This is a genomic window from Tepidiforma thermophila (assembly GCF_002563855.1).
In the GTDB taxonomy this organism is placed as follows: Bacteria; Chloroflexota; Dehalococcoidia; order Tepidiformales; family Tepidiformaceae; genus Tepidiforma; species Tepidiforma thermophila.
On the sequence record NZ_PDJQ01000001.1, the window covers coordinates 2075596 to 2094161 of the forward strand.

20 protein-coding genes are annotated in these 18566 nt (G+C 67.7%); 5 read left to right on the plus strand and 15 right to left on the minus strand.

The genetic code is table 11. From position 1 onward, the window contains the following. Window positions 1-34 precede the first annotated feature (34 nt). Window positions 35-418: a hypothetical protein gene (locus A9A59_RS10035; RefSeq protein ID WP_098504137.1), complete on the plus strand. Its 384-nt coding sequence runs from the start codon at window positions 35-37 to the stop codon at window positions 416-418. A 394-nt stretch (window positions 419-812) separates the two neighbouring features. Beyond that, the gene (locus A9A59_RS14125) at window positions 813-959 is read left to right on the plus strand and encodes a hypothetical protein (protein WP_165772651.1); all 147 of its coding nucleotides are present in this window, start codon (window positions 813-815) and stop codon (window positions 957-959) included. Between the two features lie 104 nt (window positions 960-1063). Here the strand turns inward: A9A59_RS14125 and A9A59_RS10040 are convergent, their stop codons facing one another. Continuing rightward, the gene (locus A9A59_RS10040; protein WP_098504138.1) at window positions 1064-3469 is read right to left on the minus strand and encodes a methyl-accepting chemotaxis protein; all 2406 of its coding nucleotides are present in this window, start codon (window positions 3467-3469) and stop codon (window positions 1064-1066) included. Between the two features lie 214 nt (window positions 3470-3683). Between A9A59_RS10040 and nadA the strand changes: the two genes are divergently transcribed. Further along, window positions 3684-4901: a quinolinate synthase NadA gene (gene nadA, locus A9A59_RS10045; RefSeq protein ID WP_098504139.1), complete on the plus strand. Its 1218-nt coding sequence runs from the start codon at window positions 3684-3686 to the stop codon at window positions 4899-4901. A 12-nt stretch (window positions 4902-4913) separates the two neighbouring features. Here nadA and A9A59_RS10050 read toward each other — a convergent pair whose 3' ends face one another. The 8 genes from A9A59_RS10050 to A9A59_RS10085 all read right to left on the minus strand — a co-directional run bounded on the left by A9A59_RS10050 (window position 4914) and on the right by A9A59_RS10085 (window position 12376). Then, complete coding sequence (locus A9A59_RS10050; protein ID WP_341454992.1) at window positions 4914-5567, minus strand: LON peptidase substrate-binding domain-containing protein; 654 nt, start codon at window positions 5565-5567, stop codon at window positions 4914-4916. Between the two features lie 35 nt (window positions 5568-5602). Further along, window positions 5603-6067 (minus strand): RidA family protein, encoded by a 465-nt coding sequence (locus A9A59_RS10055; RefSeq protein WP_098504141.1) that lies wholly within the window; start codon window positions 6065-6067, stop codon window positions 5603-5605. After that, window positions 6064-6537: a maleylpyruvate isomerase N-terminal domain-containing protein gene (locus A9A59_RS10060; RefSeq protein ID WP_098504142.1), complete on the minus strand. Its 474-nt coding sequence runs from the start codon at window positions 6535-6537 to the stop codon at window positions 6064-6066. The genes A9A59_RS10055 and A9A59_RS10060 overlap by 4 nt, the downstream gene beginning before the upstream one ends. Window positions 6538-7072: 535 nt before the next feature. Continuing rightward, the gene (locus tag A9A59_RS10065; protein ID WP_098504143.1) at window positions 7073-7999 is read right to left on the minus strand and encodes a M48 family metallopeptidase; all 927 of its coding nucleotides are present in this window, start codon (window positions 7997-7999) and stop codon (window positions 7073-7075) included. Window positions 8000-8025: 26 nt separating this feature from the next. Further along, a complete protein-coding gene (locus A9A59_RS10070) occupies window positions 8026-8595 on the minus strand; it encodes a LemA family protein (RefSeq protein ID WP_278286871.1) in 570 nt (189 codons plus the stop codon). A gap of 109 nt (window positions 8596-8704) precedes the next feature. Next, entirely contained in the window at window positions 8705-9961 is a 1257-nt protein-coding gene (locus A9A59_RS10075) for a CaiB/BaiF CoA transferase family protein (protein ID WP_098504144.1), read from the minus strand. A 12-nt stretch (window positions 9962-9973) separates the two neighbouring features. After that, window positions 9974-11206, minus strand: coding sequence for a CaiB/BaiF CoA transferase family protein (locus A9A59_RS10080; protein ID WP_098504145.1), 1233 nt, complete (start codon window positions 11204-11206; stop codon window positions 9974-9976). A 3-nt stretch (window positions 11207-11209) separates the two neighbouring features. Continuing rightward, window positions 11210-12376, minus strand: a complete 1167-nt coding sequence (locus A9A59_RS10085) for an NAD(P)H-dependent flavin oxidoreductase (RefSeq protein ID WP_098504146.1) — start codon at window positions 12374-12376, stop codon at window positions 11210-11212. A gap of 105 nt (window positions 12377-12481) precedes the next feature. Here A9A59_RS10085 and A9A59_RS10090 point away from each other — a divergent pair, with 105 nt between their 5' ends. Together A9A59_RS10090 and A9A59_RS10095 are read left to right on the plus strand one after the other, a co-directional pair. Continuing rightward, window positions 12482-12721: a hypothetical protein gene (locus A9A59_RS10090; RefSeq protein WP_098504147.1), complete on the plus strand. Its 240-nt coding sequence runs from the start codon at window positions 12482-12484 to the stop codon at window positions 12719-12721. Next, window positions 12705-13349, plus strand: a complete 645-nt coding sequence (locus tag A9A59_RS10095; protein ID WP_133117590.1) for a hypothetical protein — start codon at window positions 12705-12707, stop codon at window positions 13347-13349. The genes A9A59_RS10090 and A9A59_RS10095 overlap by 17 nt, the downstream gene beginning before the upstream one ends. Here the strand turns inward: A9A59_RS10095 and A9A59_RS10100 are convergent. The 6 genes from A9A59_RS10100 to hisB form a co-directional block, all read right to left on the minus strand. Further along, the gene (locus A9A59_RS10100; RefSeq protein ID WP_278286872.1) at window positions 13330-14163 is read right to left on the minus strand and encodes a peptidylprolyl isomerase; all 834 of its coding nucleotides are present in this window, start codon (window positions 14161-14163) and stop codon (window positions 13330-13332) included. The genes A9A59_RS10095 and A9A59_RS10100 overlap by 20 nt on opposite strands. 111 nt (window positions 14164-14274) lie before the next feature. Next, the gene (locus A9A59_RS10105) at window positions 14275-15819 is read right to left on the minus strand and encodes a UDP-N-acetylmuramoyl-L-alanyl-D-glutamate--2,6-diaminopimelate ligase (protein ID WP_165772652.1); all 1545 of its coding nucleotides are present in this window, start codon (window positions 15817-15819) and stop codon (window positions 14275-14277) included. Between the two features lie 40 nt (window positions 15820-15859). Then, window positions 15860-16426 carry an NUDIX hydrolase gene (locus A9A59_RS10110; RefSeq protein ID WP_098504150.1) on the minus strand — a complete coding sequence of 189 codons (567 nt, stop codon included), beginning with the start codon at window positions 16424-16426 and terminating at the stop codon, window positions 15860-15862. A 4-nt stretch (window positions 16427-16430) separates the two neighbouring features. Beyond that, complete coding sequence (locus A9A59_RS10115; RefSeq protein ID WP_098504151.1) at window positions 16431-16874, minus strand: hypothetical protein; 444 nt, start codon at window positions 16872-16874, stop codon at window positions 16431-16433. Then, window positions 16871-17890: a phosphotransferase family protein gene (locus tag A9A59_RS10120; RefSeq protein ID WP_278286874.1), complete on the minus strand. Its 1020-nt coding sequence runs from the start codon at window positions 17888-17890 to the stop codon at window positions 16871-16873. Before A9A59_RS10120 ends, A9A59_RS10115 begins: the two co-directional genes overlap by 4 nt. A gap of 55 nt (window positions 17891-17945) precedes the next feature. Next, window positions 17946-18566: an imidazoleglycerol-phosphate dehydratase HisB gene (gene hisB / locus A9A59_RS10125; RefSeq protein ID WP_098504153.1), complete on the minus strand. Its 621-nt coding sequence runs from the start codon at window positions 18564-18566 to the stop codon at window positions 17946-17948.

Genomic DNA, 18566 nt, shown 5'->3' on the forward strand with positions numbered 1-18566 from the left:
GCGAGTCAAGCTGTACCGTATGCTCGGGGACAGTATGGAGAGCGACGAGCTGAAACGGTGCCACGTCTGCGCAGGCGAGGTCGAGGCGTACATGCAGGCCTGGTGCAACTGGTGCGGCAACCTGTATCACCTGAACTCGCGGGCAGACCTGCCTGGGACTGACTGCGGCCAGGTCTGGATCAATGAGGAGCACCTCGCGCTCGAGTTCGCCTGCAACGTCTGCCTGGCCCCGCCGGCCGAGCCGGGATCGCTGGACGACGTGCTCGACCTCGTGGAGGCAGCGGCCGCGGCGGGGATGACACCCGCGGCGCTCGAGGCGCTCGCCGAAGCCGGGGGGGTCCGCCATCGGCGGACGGCCGGCGGCATCCTGCTCTTCCGGAGGGGCGACCTTCCCGGCGGGGTGGCCCGGCGTGGATGAGGGGTCAGGTTTGCTGCGAGTGTAAACTGCCGATTGGCAGCGCAAGTGCGCTGGTGTGCGCGGATTGCGGCCAGCTCTTTCATTTCCCCGATGCCCGCAAGGGTGAGACCGGGAAGGAGTGCGGAGTTCACGTGATTGGCCTTCGGGAGTTGCTCGGACGGGACATCGTGCCGCTTTGCCGCCGGTGCGATATGGCGTTTCGGCTGCGCTTTGGGGTGCCATCGTGAGCCCGGCGCGCCGGCGCAGGCGGCCGCACGGGAGCCCTGCAACACCGGGAACGGCGCAACCGGCACCCGCAGCCCAGGCGGCGCGGCCCATCCCCCTGCCCGAATGGAAGTGGCGAACCTTCCCGGTCTTCTTTGCGTTCGCACTCGGGGGATTTTTGGGCCTGTACATGGGCCTGTGGGCGTCCCTGAACGACACGGCCTTCCTGCTGGCAAGCGTCACCTGGGCGGTGCTGCTGGGGGCAGGGTTTTCGCGGCTGAGCACCCGCTGGATCCTCAGCCGCCGCTGGACGCGGGCACAGCGGCGCAAGCGGTAGACGCTTCGCCCTTTTCCCCTGGAGGTCACCGAATGGCCGACGGCTCCCTGCCGGGGCAGGGAGCCGCCGGTTGTTGGGCGAAAATCCACAGTTCGTGGTCGTGCCTAGGCTGCGGCCCCCCGGAAGTGGGCGATGGACGCAGCAAGCTCGTCCGCGAGCCGGCGCATGCGTGCCGCCGTTTCCGCAAGGCTGGCGCTCTGCGCCGCGAGCTCCTGGGTCGATGCCGACACCTCCTCGGCCGAGGCGGACGTCTGCTCGCTCGCAGCCGAGACCTGCAGGATGGCGTCGCTCACCCGGGCGGCGCCCGACCCGACGCTATCGGCGCCCTGCACGGTACGCTCGGTGCGCTCGGCGATGGCCTCCGAGGTTTCGACGATGCGCCGGGCCCCGACGGCAAGGTCCTGCACGTCGTGCGCGATAGCCTGCATGCTCGAGGCCGAGGACTGCACTGTGGCGATAATGGCTTCAAGCGCCTGGCCTGCTTCCGCAGTGATCGCACGGCCCTTTTCGACATCTTCGACGCCAGCGGCCATCGCCCGGACCGCCTCTTCGGTGCCCGAGCGGACCCGGGCGATGAGGTCGGCGATCTCCTTGGTCGATGCACTGGAGCGCTCGGCCAGGGAGCGGACATTCTCCGCGACAACAGCGAATCCGCGGCCCTGCTCCCCGGCCCGCGCTGCCTCGATTGCGGCGTTCAGGGCGAGGAGATTGGTTTGGGCTGCAATCTCGTCAATGGTCCGGACGATGTCGCCGATTTGCTGTCCGAATTCACCGAGCTGGTCGACGGTGCGTGAGGCGCGCTCAACGGCCGCCGCGATGGACTCCATCGACGCGACAGCCTGGGTGACGGCCTGCTTGCCCTGGTCCGCTGCAGCGCGGGAGGCATCGGCGGCGGCAGCCACATCGCGGGAGACGGCGGCAACCTGCTCAATCCGTTCGCCGATGCGCGCTGCCTCGGACCGGGAGAGTTCGACAGCACGAAGCGACTGCGTAGCGGCGTCGGCGACATCGCTCGAAACCGCGGCGAGGCGCTGGACTTCGCCTGCCGATTCCTGCGACAGGCTGGAGAGTGCCACGGCCGAGCGGGTGACATCCTCCATTGCGTTCGAGATTTGCGACGTCGCAGAGGCAAGCTGGGTGGATGCCTCCTGGAGAGCGTCGGCAGCATCAAGGATCGCCTGGCCCTGGCGGGCGACGGACGCGACCACCCGGCGCATCTCGGCGAACATCCGACTGAGCGCATTGCCGAGCTGGTCGGAATCGCCGCGGGGCCGGACCGCGGCAGCCAGGTCGCCCCCGGCGAAGCGCTCGGCCGCCTCGGCAATCTGGGCGAAGTAGTCCTGCATGTCGCGGAAGGAGGCGGCCACGGCTCCGATCTCATCGGTGCTCCGGTCGTCGGCGTGGGCAGCGGCGATATTCCCGGTCGCCATCACTCGCGCGGCCCCGGCGATGCGGCGGGCGCGCCGGCCTATGGTCCAGGCAACGGCACCTGTCACGCCGGCGGCGGCGACGGCGGCGACGAGCACGATCAGGACCGCGCTGCGGACAGCTGCCAGCGTCGCGGCATTCGCCTCCGACGGTGTTTTCCGGGCAACGATCATCCACCCGAGCTGTTCCCCAAGGGGCCCCGGCGCGGGCATAGCGGCAAACCGCCACGCCGAACCGTCAGGGTCGGTGTACGTGCCCTGGGCAGACGTACGCCCGGCTGCCGCGCTGGAGAGCACGTCGGCAAGCGGCTGCCCGAAGACTTCCTGGTTTGGGTGGTACAGGACCTTGCCCTCCCTGTCGAGCAGGACCACGCTGCCCGTCTCCCCGAACGCGAAGGCGCGCAGCTTTTCAAACACCGCGGTGACGTCGATGGTGCTGCGGAGCACTCCGACCACCTGGTTGCCGTCCATGATCGGAGCCGCGACGTTCATCCCCCATTTCCCGGTGCTCTCATCGTATGAGGCTGGCTGTACGACGATCGCCCCTTTGCCGTCTGCGTAGGCAGCTTTCCACCAGCCTTCATCTGCCTGGTAGTAATCGGACGTCGGCTGCACCTGGGCGATGTTCCGCCCAAACCGGTCCGTGGCGAACATTTCGATGTGCTGGGGATAGCGGGCCTGGAACTCCCGAATGGCGCGGGAGGCGGCATTTTGGACCAGGGACTCGTACACCTGTTCGGCGCGTCCACCGGTCCCGCCTTTTTGCCAGGCGATCCACTGCTCATCGAGCGATTTGAGCTCGCTCTCGCTGGCCGGAGCCGCGTTCGAGTTTGCGGCGAGACTCGTGAACTGGCCGGCGAAGCCGAGCGCGGATGCCCTCGACGTCTCGCGCTCAATCTCTGCGAGGGCCTCCCGGACGGCCAGCTCGGCCTGGCCGGTGAGGATGGTCCGGGTAGTTTCGTTCGTTTCGCCAGTGATGACGCGACTCACGCCCAGGATGACGGCCACCGACATCAGGGCGAGCGAGCCGACCGCAGCGACGACAAGCTTTACGACGATAGATTGGTTGCTCCAGAACGACATCGTTGCTCCTTAGGGTGTTCCTCGCTCCATCGCCAGCTTCGACTGCGAGCACCGATGGCGGGATCGGGGAACCCCCGGATGGCGCCGCCGGGCGCACCCGGAATGACCTCGCAGGTGCTCAGGAGAGTTCGTGTCGGGTTGACACGAAGCGCGGGCTGCGGCACAGTGGAAGCAGTACTTAGTGTACGTTTGACACTAAGTAGGGAGGGATACGATGGCTGCAACACTGGCGCCTGCGGGCAAGAGCTACGCCGAGCTGCTCGTCCTGTACTCGGACCCGGATACGTGCCCGGCCGAAGCGCTGGCGCCGGTGCCGCTTGCGCAGGAGCCGGCCTTCGTCAGCTGGCAGCAGGATATCCCGCGGGTCTACCTCGAGATGAGCCCCGAGGAGCTTGACCACCGCATCGCGGCCGCGCGGGCCCGGCTCGGCTCGAAGCTCGTCATCCTCGGGCATCACTACCAGCGTGACGAGGTCATTAAGTACGCCGACTTCACGGGCGACAGCTTCAAGCTCGCCCGGCATGCCGCGGAGCAGGAGGGCATCGAGTATGTGCTCTTCTGCGGGGTGCACTTTATGGCCGAGTCGGCCGACATCCTGACGCCCGAGCATGTGCGGGTCATCCTCCCCAATATGGCCGCCGGCTGCTCGATGGCGGACATGGCCGACCCGGATGATGTCTACGCCGCATGGGACGAAATCCACGAGGTGCTCGGCGAGGACGCGCGGATTATCCCCGTGACGTACATGAACAGCGCGGCGAGCCTGAAGGCGTTCGTGGGCGAACGGGGCGGGCTGGTGTGCACATCGAGCAACGCCGACCGGGCCCTGCGCTGGGCCTTCGAGCGGGGAGAGAAGGTCTTCTTCTTCCCGGACCAGCACCTCGGCCGGAATACCGGGTACGCCATGGGCATCCCGCTCGACGAAATGGTGCTGTGGAACTGGCGGCTGCCGATGGGCGGCACGACGCCTGAGGCGCTGCGCAAGGCGAAGATCATCCTGTGGCAGGGGCACTGCAGCACCCACCAGCGGTTCACGGTCGAGCAGATCGAAAAGGCGCGCCGCGAGCACCCGGGCGTCCATGTCATCGTGCACCCCGAGTGCCGCTGGGAGGTCGTGCAGGCGGCCGACAGCTACGGTTCGACCGAAAAAATTGCGAAGACGATTCGCGAGGCTCCGGCGGGCACGACCTGGGCGGTCGGGACGGAGATCAATCTCGTGAACCGGCTGGCGAAGCAGAACCCGGATAAGACGGTGTTCTGCCTGGACCCGGTGGTGTGCCCCTGCAGCACCATGTACCGCATCCACCCGGCCTATGTAGCCTGGACGCTCGAAGCGATCGTGCAGGGCCAGGTCGTGAATGAAGTCCGGGTCGACCCCGAGACGCGGAAGTGGTCGCTCGTGGCGCTGGAGCGGATGCTCGAGCTGGGCTGAGGCCGGCTTCGTTCAGTTTGCGATGCCCAGGGCGCCGTACTTCTTCCGGCGGTGCTCGATCACAGCATCTTTGGTCCGCATCACCAGGTCGTCGAGGACTTCCGCGAGGTAGGCGACGCGGTCCTCCGCTGCTTCCATCTCGAGGAGCCGCTGCTTCACGTCTTCGCCCACCTGGAGCCATTCGCCGAGGAAGTTGACGAGCCGGTGGGGCTTTTCGGGCAGCTGCAGTCCGCGGGCCCACTGGTCGGTGAGGGAGAGCATGAGGCGGAAGTAGAGCGGGAAGGTTGCGCGGACGGTTTCGAGCCCGGCTTTGAGCCGGGGCGTGAGCGGGCCGTCAGTATCGTCGAGGGGCGTGACATCGCCATACGGGTAGGGGCGCGGGGGGAGGAGGCGGTTGATGCGGAACCGCCAGGTGCCGCGGGCCGTGAGCATGAACTGGCCCCCATCGACCTTCTCGCATGACTCAATCCGTGCGGCCGTGCCGACCTCGTGGGGAATCGCCCCGGGCCCAACTTCGGGGCCTTCCCGGATGAGGACGACACCAAACTCGCCGCCGGAGTCGAGCAGCTCGCGCACCATGACGCGGTAGCGCTCCTCGAAGATACGCAGCGGCAGGCGCATCCCGGGAAACAGCACGGTGCGCAATGGGAAGAGCGGCAGTTCCAGCGGTCACGACCTCCTGGCTGGCTGGTTCGATTATGTCAGTCGCGGAGGGCGACGACCATTTCGATCTCAACGGGCATGCCGAACGGAAGCTCGTACATCCCCACGGCAGAGCGGGCGTGGCGTCCGCTCTCGCCGAACACGGCAACGAGCAGGTCGGACGCGCCGTTGATGACCGCGGGGGTGTTGCCGAAGTCCGGCGTGCAACGGACCATGCCGAGCAGCTTGACCACCCGCTCGACCCGGCCGAGGTCGCCGATGGCGCCCTTCAGGGAGCCAAGCAGGGCCAGCGCGGTAAGGCGGGCGGCCTCGTAGCCCTGTTCGAGCGTAAGGTCAGCACCGACGCGGCCGGTCATAAGGAGACGTCCACCCGCGCCCGTCGGGCCATGGCCAGAAAGAAACAGCAGGCCTCCTGCCTGGACCGCGGCAACGAAGTTCGCCGGCGGGGCGAACGGGGGCGGGAGTTCGAGCCCGAGTGCGGCGAGGCGCTCCTCCGGCGTCACCGGCAGCGGGCTGCGAGCCAGGCGTCGAGCTCGGGCTGGTGCTCCTCGAAGTGGCCGATCCCGGCGCCCTGGAGGAGACGGTTGCCGATGCGCGGCCGGCCGCTTTCCGGGTCGACGCCGTACAGGTCATCGGGGAGGGCGGCAGCAGCGGCCCGGTAGGCAGCGAAGGCGGCGTCCCAGTCGTCGAGGGCCGCTCGACCCGGGAGCGCTCCGGCGGCGAACCGCTGGTTCCACGGCTCCGGGTCGGAGTAGTCGACCCCGGGTGGAACCGGGCGCTCGCCGCGGGCCACGCGTTCGAAGGCGCCGGCCATTTCGCGATACCAGCCGGCCATGTGGGCCAGCAGCTGCGAGAGATTCCAGCTCCCGAGCCAGGTCTCGGAATAGGCGGCGTCATCGAGGTCAGCAATCCCGGCACGGAACTTCCGGTAGCCTTCATCGAGCGCTGCCAGGGCTTCAGCCTTTGCGGACATGGTGATTCCTCCTTCCGGGCGCCCGCTCCGACATTCGGCCGAGCAATGCGCCGCCGGCCGATTGTATGCCGGACTGCGCAGGAATTGGCAGGAAACGCCGAGACCCCGCCATGGCGGGGTCTCGCTGTTGTCAGAAACCCTGCTCCTTCGGCCGCCGGAGCCGGGCGTCTGCTGCCTCGCCAGAGGCCGGGGCGCTTACGAGCGCCGGGTTGAGACGCTCACCGGGGCCGGGAGCCAGCGCGCGGCCCGCCACTGCGGGCCTGCTACCGGCCGGTGCCACCGCCGGAAGAGAGCATGGATGCGGAGTTTCACTGGTCACCTCCCGGGCAGTTGATCGTTCGCGAGCGCATCAGCTCTGCACGATCCAGACCCCGAATCGGGCGTGGAGGCGGATGCTTTTGCTCTTCATTCCGCTTCCCTCCTTTCGCCATTCGGTCGAGCCCGGTGCGGACTCCACCCCGAGTATCTGCGACGGACGGCGGGGCGGGGTGGTCCGAAGGGCCCCGGCCTGGCGGCCCTTTCGAACCATTCTCGGCTACATGCTGCGGAGCAGTCGGATGCGCTCTTCGATAGGCGGGTGGGTGTTGAACAGGTTATTGAGGAAGCTCTGGTGCTCGCGGAGCGGGTTGTAGATGTAGAGGTGGGCAGTGGCCTTGTTGGCGGCTTCGAGCGGCTCGGGGTCTGCGGCGATCTTTTCGAGGGCGCGGGCCAGCGCCTCAGGGTGGCGGCAGAGCAGCGCACCGGAGGCATCCGCAAGGTATTCGCGCTGGCGGCTAACGGCGAACTTCAGCGCCTGGGCCACGAGCGGTGCAAGGATCGCCGCGACCACTGCGAGGAGCACCAGGAGCGCGGCGCCTCCGCCACCCCTGCCGCGGCTGCCGCGGCGGGCGCCGGCTCCCCAGTAGGTCCAGCGGAGGAAGAAGTCGCTCAGGAGCACGACCAGGCCGACGAGGACCGTCGCAATCGTCATGACCCGGATGTCGTAATTGGCGATATGCGAGAGCTCGTGGGCCAGCACGGCTTCAAGTTCGATCGGCTCGAGCTTCTGCAGCAGCCCGCGGGTCACGACGACGTGGGCATGCTGCGGGTCGCGGCCGGTTGCGAAGGCGTTCGGCGCCGAGTCCTCAAGGACCCAGGTGCGCGGCATCGGCAGGCCCGCGCCGATGCAGAGGTTCTCGACCCGGCGGACATACTCCCACTCCTGCTCCTTCGTCACTTCGTGGGCGCCGGAAATGGAGAGCACGATGCTCGAAGCGGCGAAATAGCTGACCAGTGCGTAGATGATGAGCGCGATCCCCGCGATGCCGATGAAGCCGACCGGGAGCCCCAGCGCGAGGACGATCAGTGCGACTAGCCCGGTGAGGACCGCCACAAAGGCAACCATGAGCACCCACGTCATCCGGCGGTTCGCCGCGATGCGGTCGTAGATCAGGATTGAGCCGGGGACGGGCGCCGACGCCATAGCGAAGGACTGACCGGCGGGTGCGGTCAGTTACTCACGAAGGAGACGCGGACATCCTCGCGGGCGGCCTCCTCAGCTTCGTAGAACTCGGCGGGCTCAAAGTTGAACATCCCGGCGATGATGGAGCTGGGGATGGTCGCGACCTTTTCGTTGTAGACGCGCACGTTGGCATTATAGAACTGGCGGGCGTAGGCGATTTTGTCCTCGGTATCGGTCAGTTCGCGCTGGAGTTCGAGGAAGTTCTGGTTGGCCTTGAGGTCGGGGTAGGCCTCGACGACCGCGAACAGGGAGCGGAGGGCGCCGGTCAGCATGTTGTCGGCCTGGGCGGCCTGGCCCGGGGTTTGCGCACGGTCGAGCATGGCGCGGGCGCGGGTCACATTTTCGAGGACCTCTTTCTCGTGCGCCGCGTACCCTTTGACGGTTTCGACGAGGTTGGGGATGAGGCTGGAACGGCGCTTCAGCTGGACATCGATGCCGGACCACGATTCTTTCACGCGGATGCGCGCGCGGGCGAGGCCGTTGTACAGGCCGATGACCCAGAACACGAGCACGAGCGCGATGACGATAACGACGACGAGCACGATCAGGCCGGTCAAGGGAGCGCTCCTTGAGTTGGTGGCGGCATGCTACCACACGCACCGCACCAAGCGGCGCGCAACGCTGAATGGCGTGCTCATCCGGCGACGGGCGGGCAGCCGGCGGAGCCTAGACCAGGACGCCTTCGGCGAGGAGGTCGGCGACCTCGTCCATCGAGAGGCCGATGATGCGCTCGCACACCTCCATCGTGTGCTCGCCGAGGAGCGGCGCAGGTCCGGGCACGGAGCCGGGGGTTGCGCTGAGGCGGAAGGCGGGGCCGTCGTGGGCCTCCCGGCCGGCCTCGGGGTGCTCGACGTACTGGTAGTAGCCGCGCGCCCGCATGTGCTCGTCGCGCTCGAGGAGGTCCTGCGCGTTTTGGACCACGCCTGCCGGCACGCCGGCAGCCTGGAGCGCGGCGGCTACATCTTCAGCCTTCCGGTCACGGACCCATGAGGCGATGAGCGCCTCCAGCTCGTCTTCGTTTGCCTTGCGGGCCTCGAAAGTGGCGAACCGCGGGTCGGCGGCGGCTTCGGGGTGGCCGAGCGCCGCGGCGGCAGCCGCCCATTCGCGGTCATCGCGGCAGGCGATAACGACCCAGCGGTCAACGGAGCCGACCGATTCGGGGTCATCGGCGCAGCGGAAGGCGCCGTGGGGGCTGGCATTAAGGCTGCGATTGCCCATGCGGGTGGGGTTGTCGCCGTTCACCAGGTACTCGAGGACGGCAGTGCCGAGCGCATTGACGACCGACTCAATCTGCGGCAGCTCAATCAGCTGGCCTTTGCCGGTCCGGTTGCGGTAGCGGAGCGCGGCGAGGATTGCGGTCACGGTATGGCCGGGGTTAATGACGTAGTCGGGGTAGTTGGTGCCGACCCCGATTGGCGGGCGATGGGGGAAGCCGCTCATGTGGCTGATCCCGGTCACCGGTGTCAGGACGGCGCCGAAGCCGAGGAAGTCGCGGTGCGGGCCTGTGAGGCCCTGCATCGGCGCGTAGGCCGCGATGATCCGCGGGTTCACCGCGCTGATCTGCTCGTAGCGCAGGTTCCACTTGTCGATGACGCGCGGCGTGAAGTTGGTGAGGAAAACATCGCACTTCTCGATGAGCCGGTAGGCAACCTCCTGGCCCTTCGGGACGTTCAGGTTGAGCTGGATGGAGAGCTTGCCGGTGTTGAAGTTGTTGAAGTAGCCGGAGACGTTGTAGCCGGTCTTGAACGTCCCGTCGGGGTTCATTGCGAAGGGGTGAACGCGGCGGAGGCCATCGGGGCGGGTTTCTGATTCCACGCGGATGACTTCGGCGCCGAACTGGGAGAGGGTATTGCCGGCGATCGGGCCGGCGCCGTACCAGGAGAAATCGGCGACGCGGAGACCTTCCAGCGGCTTCTTCGGCATTTGAACAGCTCCTTAGCGCAGCGAGGCGAGAATGTCGTCGGTGTGCTCGCCGAGGCGTGGCGGCCGGGAGATGACGGCCGGGGTCTCGGAGAGCCGATACGGGGGCCCGGGGAACTCAATGGTGCCGCCGAGGGGCGACTCAATGCGCACGAACCAGTCCCGTGCGCGGAGCTGGGCGTTTTCGGCGATGTCCTTTGGTGTCGAGACGATACCGATGAGCAGCTGGCGGCGTTGGCCTTCTTCGTAGGCCTCACGGGCGCTCATGGTGGCGAAGAAATCGAGAATCGTCTTCGTGATCACCGGCAGATGCTGCAGGATCTCGCCGGCTGCGGCCAGGTTCGACATGAGCTGGGTGAGCCAGGCCATGTTCAGCTGGTTGACGATGGTCCGGTACGGCTCGTCATCGAGCGGCCCCTGCATCCCCTTTTCGCGCATCCAGTCGACGAGCGCGGGCAGGTCCTTGCCGGCTGGCGCAAGGATGTAGAGCGAGACGTAGCCGTCCCTGCACTTCGCAACGCCGGTCGCCGGAAGCGGGATGGGCAGCATGCCGAGCTCTCCGGTGCGGGTGCGGTTCCGCTTCTGGAAGTCCCAGGTCTGCATGGCCGTCTCCTGGGCCATTGAGAGCGCTTCCTGCGCAGAAACGTCGACCTGCTGCCCCTCGCCGGTCGCTTCGGCATAGAGGAGGGCCATAAGGGTGCCCTGGGCGGCCTGGATGCTGGCCGAGATATCGGCCTGGCGGCCGTAGATCATGTTCGGGGGATCGGTCGGCTCGCCGGCGAGCGTCATGATGCCCCCCATCGCCTGCCCGACGATATCGGAGTAGGCCCAGTGCGCATGCGGGCCATCCTGTCCGAAACCGGTGACCGAGGTGTAGACGAGCGCCGGCTTTTCGGCGTGGAGGGAGTTGAAGCCGAGACCGCGTTCGGCGAGATAGCCCACCGGGTAGTCCTCGAGGACGATGTCGGCGGTCAGCGCGAGCTTCCGTGCGAGCGTGCGGCCTTCGTCGGTTTCGAGGTCGAGGACGACGGATTTCTTCGAGGTGTTGTGGACCCAGAAGGCGAGGCTGGCGTTGGGGTCGCCTTCGTGGCCCTTGACGAAGGGCCGCGCCCGGCGGAGGCGGCCGCCGCCCGGGGGTTCAACCTTGATGACCTCGGCTCCGAGGTCGGCCAGGAGGCGGCCGCAGTAGGCCGCCGTTTCGTCGGCGAATTCAATGACGCGGACACCGTCGAGGGCGCGGTCGGGCATGGCTCAGGACTCCGGGATGGCGGTGACGCGGGCGGGGAGGTCGCGCGCGAGAATCTGGGCGGCCTGGGCCACCATGTCGTGGAGGATGTCGGCGGCCGGCCGGATGCGGTTGAGCATGCCGGAGACCTGACCCGCAGCGTTCATCAGGAGGTCTTCGCGGCCGGCCTTGCGGCAGGAGTAGACGAGGTCCTGGATTAGCAGACCCTGGAGGCCCATCGGCAGGGCCTGGATGCCGGCCGCCTCCCAGGCCTCAATGAGCGGGTTGGTGATGTTGCGCATCGTCTTCCCGCTGTAGAGGCGGGTAACGCGCGTGTCTTCGTCCGTCGCAGCGAGGATGCGCTGCTTCTGGAGGTCGGGCTGGTTGGCTTCCTCGGAGACGAGAAAGGCGGTGCCGCACCACACGCCGATGGCGCCCAGGGCGAGGGCCGCGACGATGCCGCGTCCATCGGCAATCCCGCCGGCTGCGACGACCGGCGTGGGCGCGACGGCATCGACGACCTGGGGGACGAGGGCCATCGTGGCGACGCGGCCGGTATGGCCGCCGGCCTCGGTTCCCTGGGCGACGACGATATCGACCCCGGCAGCGGCGACGCGCTTCGCGTTCTTCACGTTGCCAACAAGTGCTAGGACCTTCGTGCCGTTCGCCTTGAGGCGGTCGATCCAGGGCGCAGGGCTGCCAAGCCCGCTGGCGAAGACAGGGACCTTCTCTTCGATGACGACCTCCATCTGCTCGTCGGACATGCCGCCCGCGCGGGGGCGTCGGGGCTCGGCGGCAGGTTCACGGGGCATCTCCTGCCAGGGAACGCCGAGGTCTTCCACGATCTTCTTGAGCGCTTCGCGGGTCGCGGCCGGGATGAGCTCGCGGGGGTCGCGCGGCATTTCGCCGCCGGCGGCGGCGCCCATGTAGTTCGAGGGGAGGAGGAGGTCGACGCCGAACGGCTTATCGGTCATCGAGCGGACTTTGCGAATTTCCTCGCGGAGGCGCTCGGCGCTGAACCCGGCCCCGCCAATGACGCCCAGGCCGCCGGCGTTGGACACCGCGGCGACGAGGGGAGCGGTGGCCACAGGCCCGGTCAGGCCGCCGGCAACCGGGCCCATGCCCGCGAGGATGACGGGGTATTCGATGCCGAGCAGGTCACACAGCTCCGTGCGGAGCACGGGACGTCCCATGGAAAGGCCTCCGGAGGGGGGAGTTCGCGGGGAGTATACGGGACGTCGGGTGAAGCCGCAGGCCCCGGGATGGACCCGGGCCGCCGGGAAGGGGAAACTGGTGGCATGCACACGCCGGTCACGCCATGGGTGCTCGCCGGGCGCATTTTCGCCATCATCGGGATGGCGTTCACCGCGGCCTGCACGATCCTCTTCCTGGTCGTCCCCTTCTGGTGGTGGGCGCTCGGTTCGGCGCTCGCGTTTATCCCATTCTTTCTGCTGATTGTGGTTGTCGAGCGCTACCAGTCGAAACATGGGCTGATCGGCCCGGAGCCGGCGCCAGCAAACGATGACGAGCTGGCGTAGCGGCATGCTCCTGGCCGCGGCGGTGGTGATCGCCGGCTGCCGGGCGGGGGCCGGATTTGACGGCACCGGGCTCGACCCCTTGCTTTGCCAGGCGGAGGACCTGCCGGGTGCGTTTATGGAGCAGACCCGCGGCGACTTTACCGCCGATGACCTGGGCGGGCTTTCCCGGATGCCGGAGGAGCGGAAAGCGGCCTACCGGACCGCCGGGATGCAGGGGGGCCGCTTCGTTTTCTGGAAGGAGGCGCTACCGCGGCCCCCGTTCGCGAGCCCGGTCAACGTGGTGTGCCAGGTTCTTTCGTTCAGCTCCGAGGCGCAGGCAGCGGCATGGGTGGCGGCCCTCACGGCCGAGCCGGAGGTCATCCGTGACTCTGGGATGCTCTGGGCGCCGATGGAACGCGCGACGGCGATCGAACTTCCAGCCGAGCGCGGGCGGCTGTTTGAGCTGGACGCTGCGGAAGGCGATGCAAAGGTCCGCCTGTTTGCGCTCCATGAGCCGCGGGGCAGGCTCGTGCTGAGCGTGTTCGCCGGTGACCGCGACGGACGCACGGAGGCCGCGACGGCGCTGGCCATCGCGGCTGCGCGGGATGCGCGGCTGGAGCGCGGAGGCGCTACTTCGGGGTCTCGGTGATCTCGATCGTCGAAATCGTCACTGGCTCGATGGGGCGGTCGCCCTGGCCGACCTGCACCCGCCCGATAGCCTCGACGACATCCATGCCCGAGATGACCTCGCCGAACGGGTAGAACTTGTTGGCCGAGGGGTTGTCGAAATCGAGTGACGGGTTGTCCTTGAGGTTGATGAAGAACTGGCTGCCGAACTGGGTCTGCCCCGAGACCTTCGCCATGGAGATGGTGCCCTTCTTGTTCCGGAGCTCATTCGGCTCGTCCTGCGTTTGGTAGCCGGGGCCGCCGGTGCCGGTGGCGGTAGGGTCGCCGCCCTGGATGACGAAGTTCGAAACTACCCGATGGAAGGTGGTGTTATCGAAGAAGCCCTGCTTCGCGAGGAAGACGAAGCTGTTGACGGTCTTCGGGGCGACATCCGCGAAGAGACGCACGGTGAAGTCGCCCTTGCTGGTCTTGAAGGTGGCCGTGTAGGTGTACTTTTCGGCGTCGATAACCTGCTCGGCCTTTTCGAACTGCTTCGGCGCGGGGGTGGGGCTGCCTGTCGGAGATGCATCGGCCGTTGCCGACGCGGTCGGCGTGGCCGTCGGGAGCGCGTCGGGGTTGCCCTGGTCGACGCCGCCTGTGGTGAGAACGGCGGTCACAACCATGGCCACAGCGGCGACAACGCCGACGATCGCGAACCATCGGACATCGCCGAGGATGTTCATCGGAAATCCGGGCTTGTAAATCTCCGACGGTGAGGCGTGGCTGAGCTGATAGGTTCGGCGTCGCGAGGGCTCCTGCCGCAGGTGGTGCAGCTCGCGTTTCTTGCGCTTGGGCACGGTGCTACTCCGGTGGACGGCTGCTGGGGTGCGTAGCCGGCTCCCGGCCAGTATACGGACGGCCGGATTTGCGACCAATGCGGCGGGTCGCCTGGCGGGGAAAGGGTTCGTTCAGCCCCGGTAACCGAGCTTTGCGAGTTCTTCGCGGGCAACCTCGCGGTCGTCCCAGGGGATGGCTTCCGTACCGTAAACGATCGACTTTTCGTGGCCCTTACCGGCGATGACGACGATGTCGCCGTAGCGGGCCATCGCCAGCGCGGTGGCGATGGCCTCGCGCCGGTCTTCGATCTCGAGGAAGTCGGTGCCGCGTTTGCGGCCGGCGCTCTCTGCGTGGCGGCCGATTTCACGGACTATCTGGGCAGGGTCTTCGGAGCGCGGGTCTTCGTTCGTGAAGATGGCGAAATCGGCGCCCTCGGCGGCAGCCCGGCCCACGCCAAAGCGTCGGCCGGGGTCGCGCTCGCCGGCTGCGCCGACCACGATGATGAGCCGCCCCTGGCAGACGTCGCGCAGGACTTCGAGCACCTTCCGGACGGCGTCGCCGGTATGGGCGTAATCGACGATGACCTCGAACGGCTGGCCAGCCTCGATGCGTTCCATGCGGCCCGGGACGCCGGGGCACTCGCCGAGGCCGCGGGCGACCGCCTGCAGGTCGGCGCCGACGGCGAGGGCAGCGGAAGCGGCGGCTAGCGCATTCATGACGTTGAACAGCGCGGGCAGGCGAAGCGACACCTCGGCCATGCCGTGGGGTGCGACGATCCGGAAGTTCGTGCCATCGGGGCGCAGGATGATGTTCCGGGCGACGACGTCGGCATCGCGGGCTTCCAGGCCGAAGCGCAGCGGCTCGGCGCGCGTGTGGCTCAGCATGTAGTTCGCCGATGGGTCATCGGCGTTGACGACGGCGTGCTTGCCGACGCCTTTGTCGATGGCGCGGTCGAGGGCGGAGAAGAGCCTCGCTTTGGCATCGCGGTAGGCCTCGAAGGTCTTATGGAAATCGAGGTGGTCGCTGGTGATGTTCGTAAAGACGGCCACGTCGTAATCAACGTGATCAAGCCGGTGCAGGGCAAGGCCGTGGCTGGTCGACTCGACGATGGCATAGTCGCAATGGGCGTCAGCCATGCGGCGCAGGAGGCGCTGGACCTCCGTGGCCTCGGGCGTCGTCATGCGCGCGGTGACGTGCCCGGTTTCGCCCGGGAGATAGACGTCGACGGTGCCCAGTCGGCCGACGCGGGCGCCGGCGGCTTCGAGCGCACTGGTCAGGAGGTGGGAGGTCGTCGTCTTCCCGTCGGTCCCGGTAATTCCGATAACGACGAGCTCACGCCCGGGGTGGCCGTAGAACCATGCCGCAGCGGCCGAGAGGGCAGGGCGGGTCGCGGGGACCTCGATGAGGGCAAGCGACTCGGGCAGCGGCGGGAGTTCGTGGCCGCGCTCGACAAGGGCTGCCACAGCGCCGGCGGCAGCAACATCGGGGAGGAACTGGTGCCCGTCGACCGTAAAGCCCTGGATCGCGACAAACAGGCTGCCCGGGCCGGCAAGGCGGGAGTCGTGGTGAACCGCTGCCACCGGCGTCGCAGGTTCGCCACGGAGCAGGCGGGCGCCGGGAAGCTCGTCGAGGAGGGAGCGAAGCGGGCGGGTGTGGCTAATGGCGTCGTGCGTCACGGGTCCGATGGTAGTGCGGCCGGGGACGGGTGTCGCGGGCTCATTCGAGTGCCCGGAGGAGGTCGAGGAAGTTGCCGAGCATCCGGGCGGTGGCGCCCCAGATCAGGTCATTGCCGAACTGGTAGGCCTGGAAGACGTATTCCCTGCCGTTGATGATGCGGCGGTCGGGGACAAGGTTGCGCGGGTCGCGGACGTGGTCCAGCGGAACCTCGAGCAGGTAGGCGACCTCAGTGCTGCTGAAGCGCCACTCGTACGGGTAGCGGTCGAGCCAGCCGACGAAAGGGGTTACGAGAAAGTTCGAGACGGTCACCATGTCGTCGAGCTGGCCGAGTACCTCCACGTGGTCGGGGTGGACACCGATCTCCTCGTAGGTCTCGCGGAGGGCCGTGTAACGAATATCGGGGTCGCCCGGGTCCATGACACCGCCCGGGAAGCTGACCTGCCCTTTGTGGTCGCGGACATGGTCGGTGCGCTTCTGGAAGATGATGTGCGGGCCGCCGGGACGGTCGTGCAGGAGCAGGAGGACGCCGGCAGGCGGCAGCGGCGGGTCGGGCTGCTGGCGGGTCGGCTCGTAGGCCTGGAGGAGACGGCGGATTTGCTCGCGCATCTGATTAGAGGCGAGAGACGAGATGGCGACGGCGGGTCGACTCGATGAGTTCGGCCCAGATGCGCTCTTCGAAGGCGCGGGCAGCCTCGCCGGGGGTCTGCTCGACCGCGGCGTGGAGGTCGATGAGAGCGGCGCGGAGGAGATCGTTTTCCCGCTGGAGGTCGGGAATCCGCAGGCTGGGGGCAGGTGGTGATTTGACGGCCGACGCGACCGATGGCGGGCACTGCTCGCCGAGGAGAGTGCTGCCCTCGGCAAGGATCGCCCTGACGGCCCGGTTTTCTGTAACGAGGCGGTCCGCAGCGCGGTCGAACTCCTCGGCGATCATCATGTCGAGCATGGCCGCGATACCGACGAGCTGCTGGCCGAACGGGGTGGCGATGTTCGGCATGACCTCGGAGAGGAGGTTGACAGCGAGGCCCTGGAGGACCCGAGGTGCAGAGGGGTTCACGGGAGCCTCCCGAGGGTGCGCAGGAGGTACTGGTCCTGTGCGTTGATCAGCGAGTAGGCGACGAGGGGCAGGATGAGTTCGTTGGTGCGGCCCTCCTGGAACGAGCGGGCACCCGTGACCCAGATGCCCTGGCACTTCACGTGGCTGAAGACCTCCCACCAGTAGAGGGCCTCGGGGTCAGCGCGGAGGCCGCTATACCGCTCCCAGTGGGCGATGGCGGTCGCACGGTCAACGATGCCGCCGGGACGTCCGTCTTTGGCCCAGTGCCACGACTGGTTGAATGACCAGGCGAGGTCTTCCAGGGGGTCGCCCAGGTGGGCCATCTCCCAGTCGACGATGCCGTCGATGTTGCCGTCTTCGCGGTAGAGGAAGTTGCCGACCCGGTAGTCGCCGTGGACAACACTGATACGCTGCGCAGGCGGCGGGGGATTGGCGCGGAGCCAGCGGATGGCGGCCTTCATGATGGGTTGCGGCTCCATCGCCTCGGTATCGAGGATGCGCTCCCAGTGATCAAGTTCGCGCTGCCAGGCCGTTTCGGGTGTGGGCGGCTCGGCCACGCGCTCGATCGGCGTGCCGCGCCAGTCGAAGGTCGCGATGGCGGCGAGGATGCGGTACATGTTCTCGGCGAGCTGCGGATGCACGGCGGTGTAGGGCGGCGCGATGATCTTTGAGGTCGCCGACTCGCAGCCGAGGATGCGCTCCATGATGAAGAACGGCCCCCCGAGGATGGAGGCATCGTTCTCCAGCCAGCGCATCCGGGGGACGGGCACGTCGCTTCCCCAGAACGCAGAGTAGAAGGCGTACTCGGCCTCGCGGTCGGTCTCCAGCAGGGATGCCGGCGGGTCCTTGCGGAGCACGAAGGCTGCCGTCTGCCGCTCCCCGGACGGGGCGGTCCATTCGGCATCAAACATCCAGGTCTCGCGGGAGGCGCCGCCCGGGATGCGGAGCAAGTTCGTGACCCGGACATCGTTCGCCTCGAGCCGGGATGCGAGGTAGCGTGCGAGTGCGTCTTCCACGGGGCGGAGGGGAAGGTTACGGCCTTCGGCGGGAGTGTCAAGCCGGGCGTCCGGCTTAGAGGGTTCCTTTAGTGCTGGGGATGTCGCCGCCGCGCCGCGGGTCGAACCGGGTGGCGGCATCGAGCGCGCGGGCCAGCGCCTTGAAGGCGGCTTCGCATTTGTGGTGGTCGTTCGCGCCATAAAGAACACGGAGGTGGAGGTTGATCTTCGCGGCGAACGCGAACGATTCGAGGAAGTGGTTGAACAGGTCCGGCGGAAGCCCGCCGAGTTCACGGCCGAGCAGCTTGAGGTCGAGCACGGCGTACGGCCGCCCGCTAAGGTCGACTGCAGCGAACGCGAGCGCTTCGTCGAGCGGCATGTAGGCCGACCCGGCACGGACGAGGCCGGCCTTGTCGCCGGCGGCCCTTGCGAGCGCCTCGCCGAGGCAGATGCCCACATCCTCGACGGTGTGGTGCTGGTCAATCCAGAGGTCGCCCTCGCAGCGGACCTCGAGGTCGAAGACGCCGTGCTTGGCGATGTGGGAGAGCATATGGTCGAGGAAGCCGACGCCGGTGGCACAGGAGAAGCGGCCGGAGCCGTCGAGGTTCAGGGTGACATCGATGCTGGTTTCGGCAGTGCGGCGCGAGACGGTGGCGATGCGGGGGGCGGTGGCGGGGATGGGGGCGGTTTCGGCCAT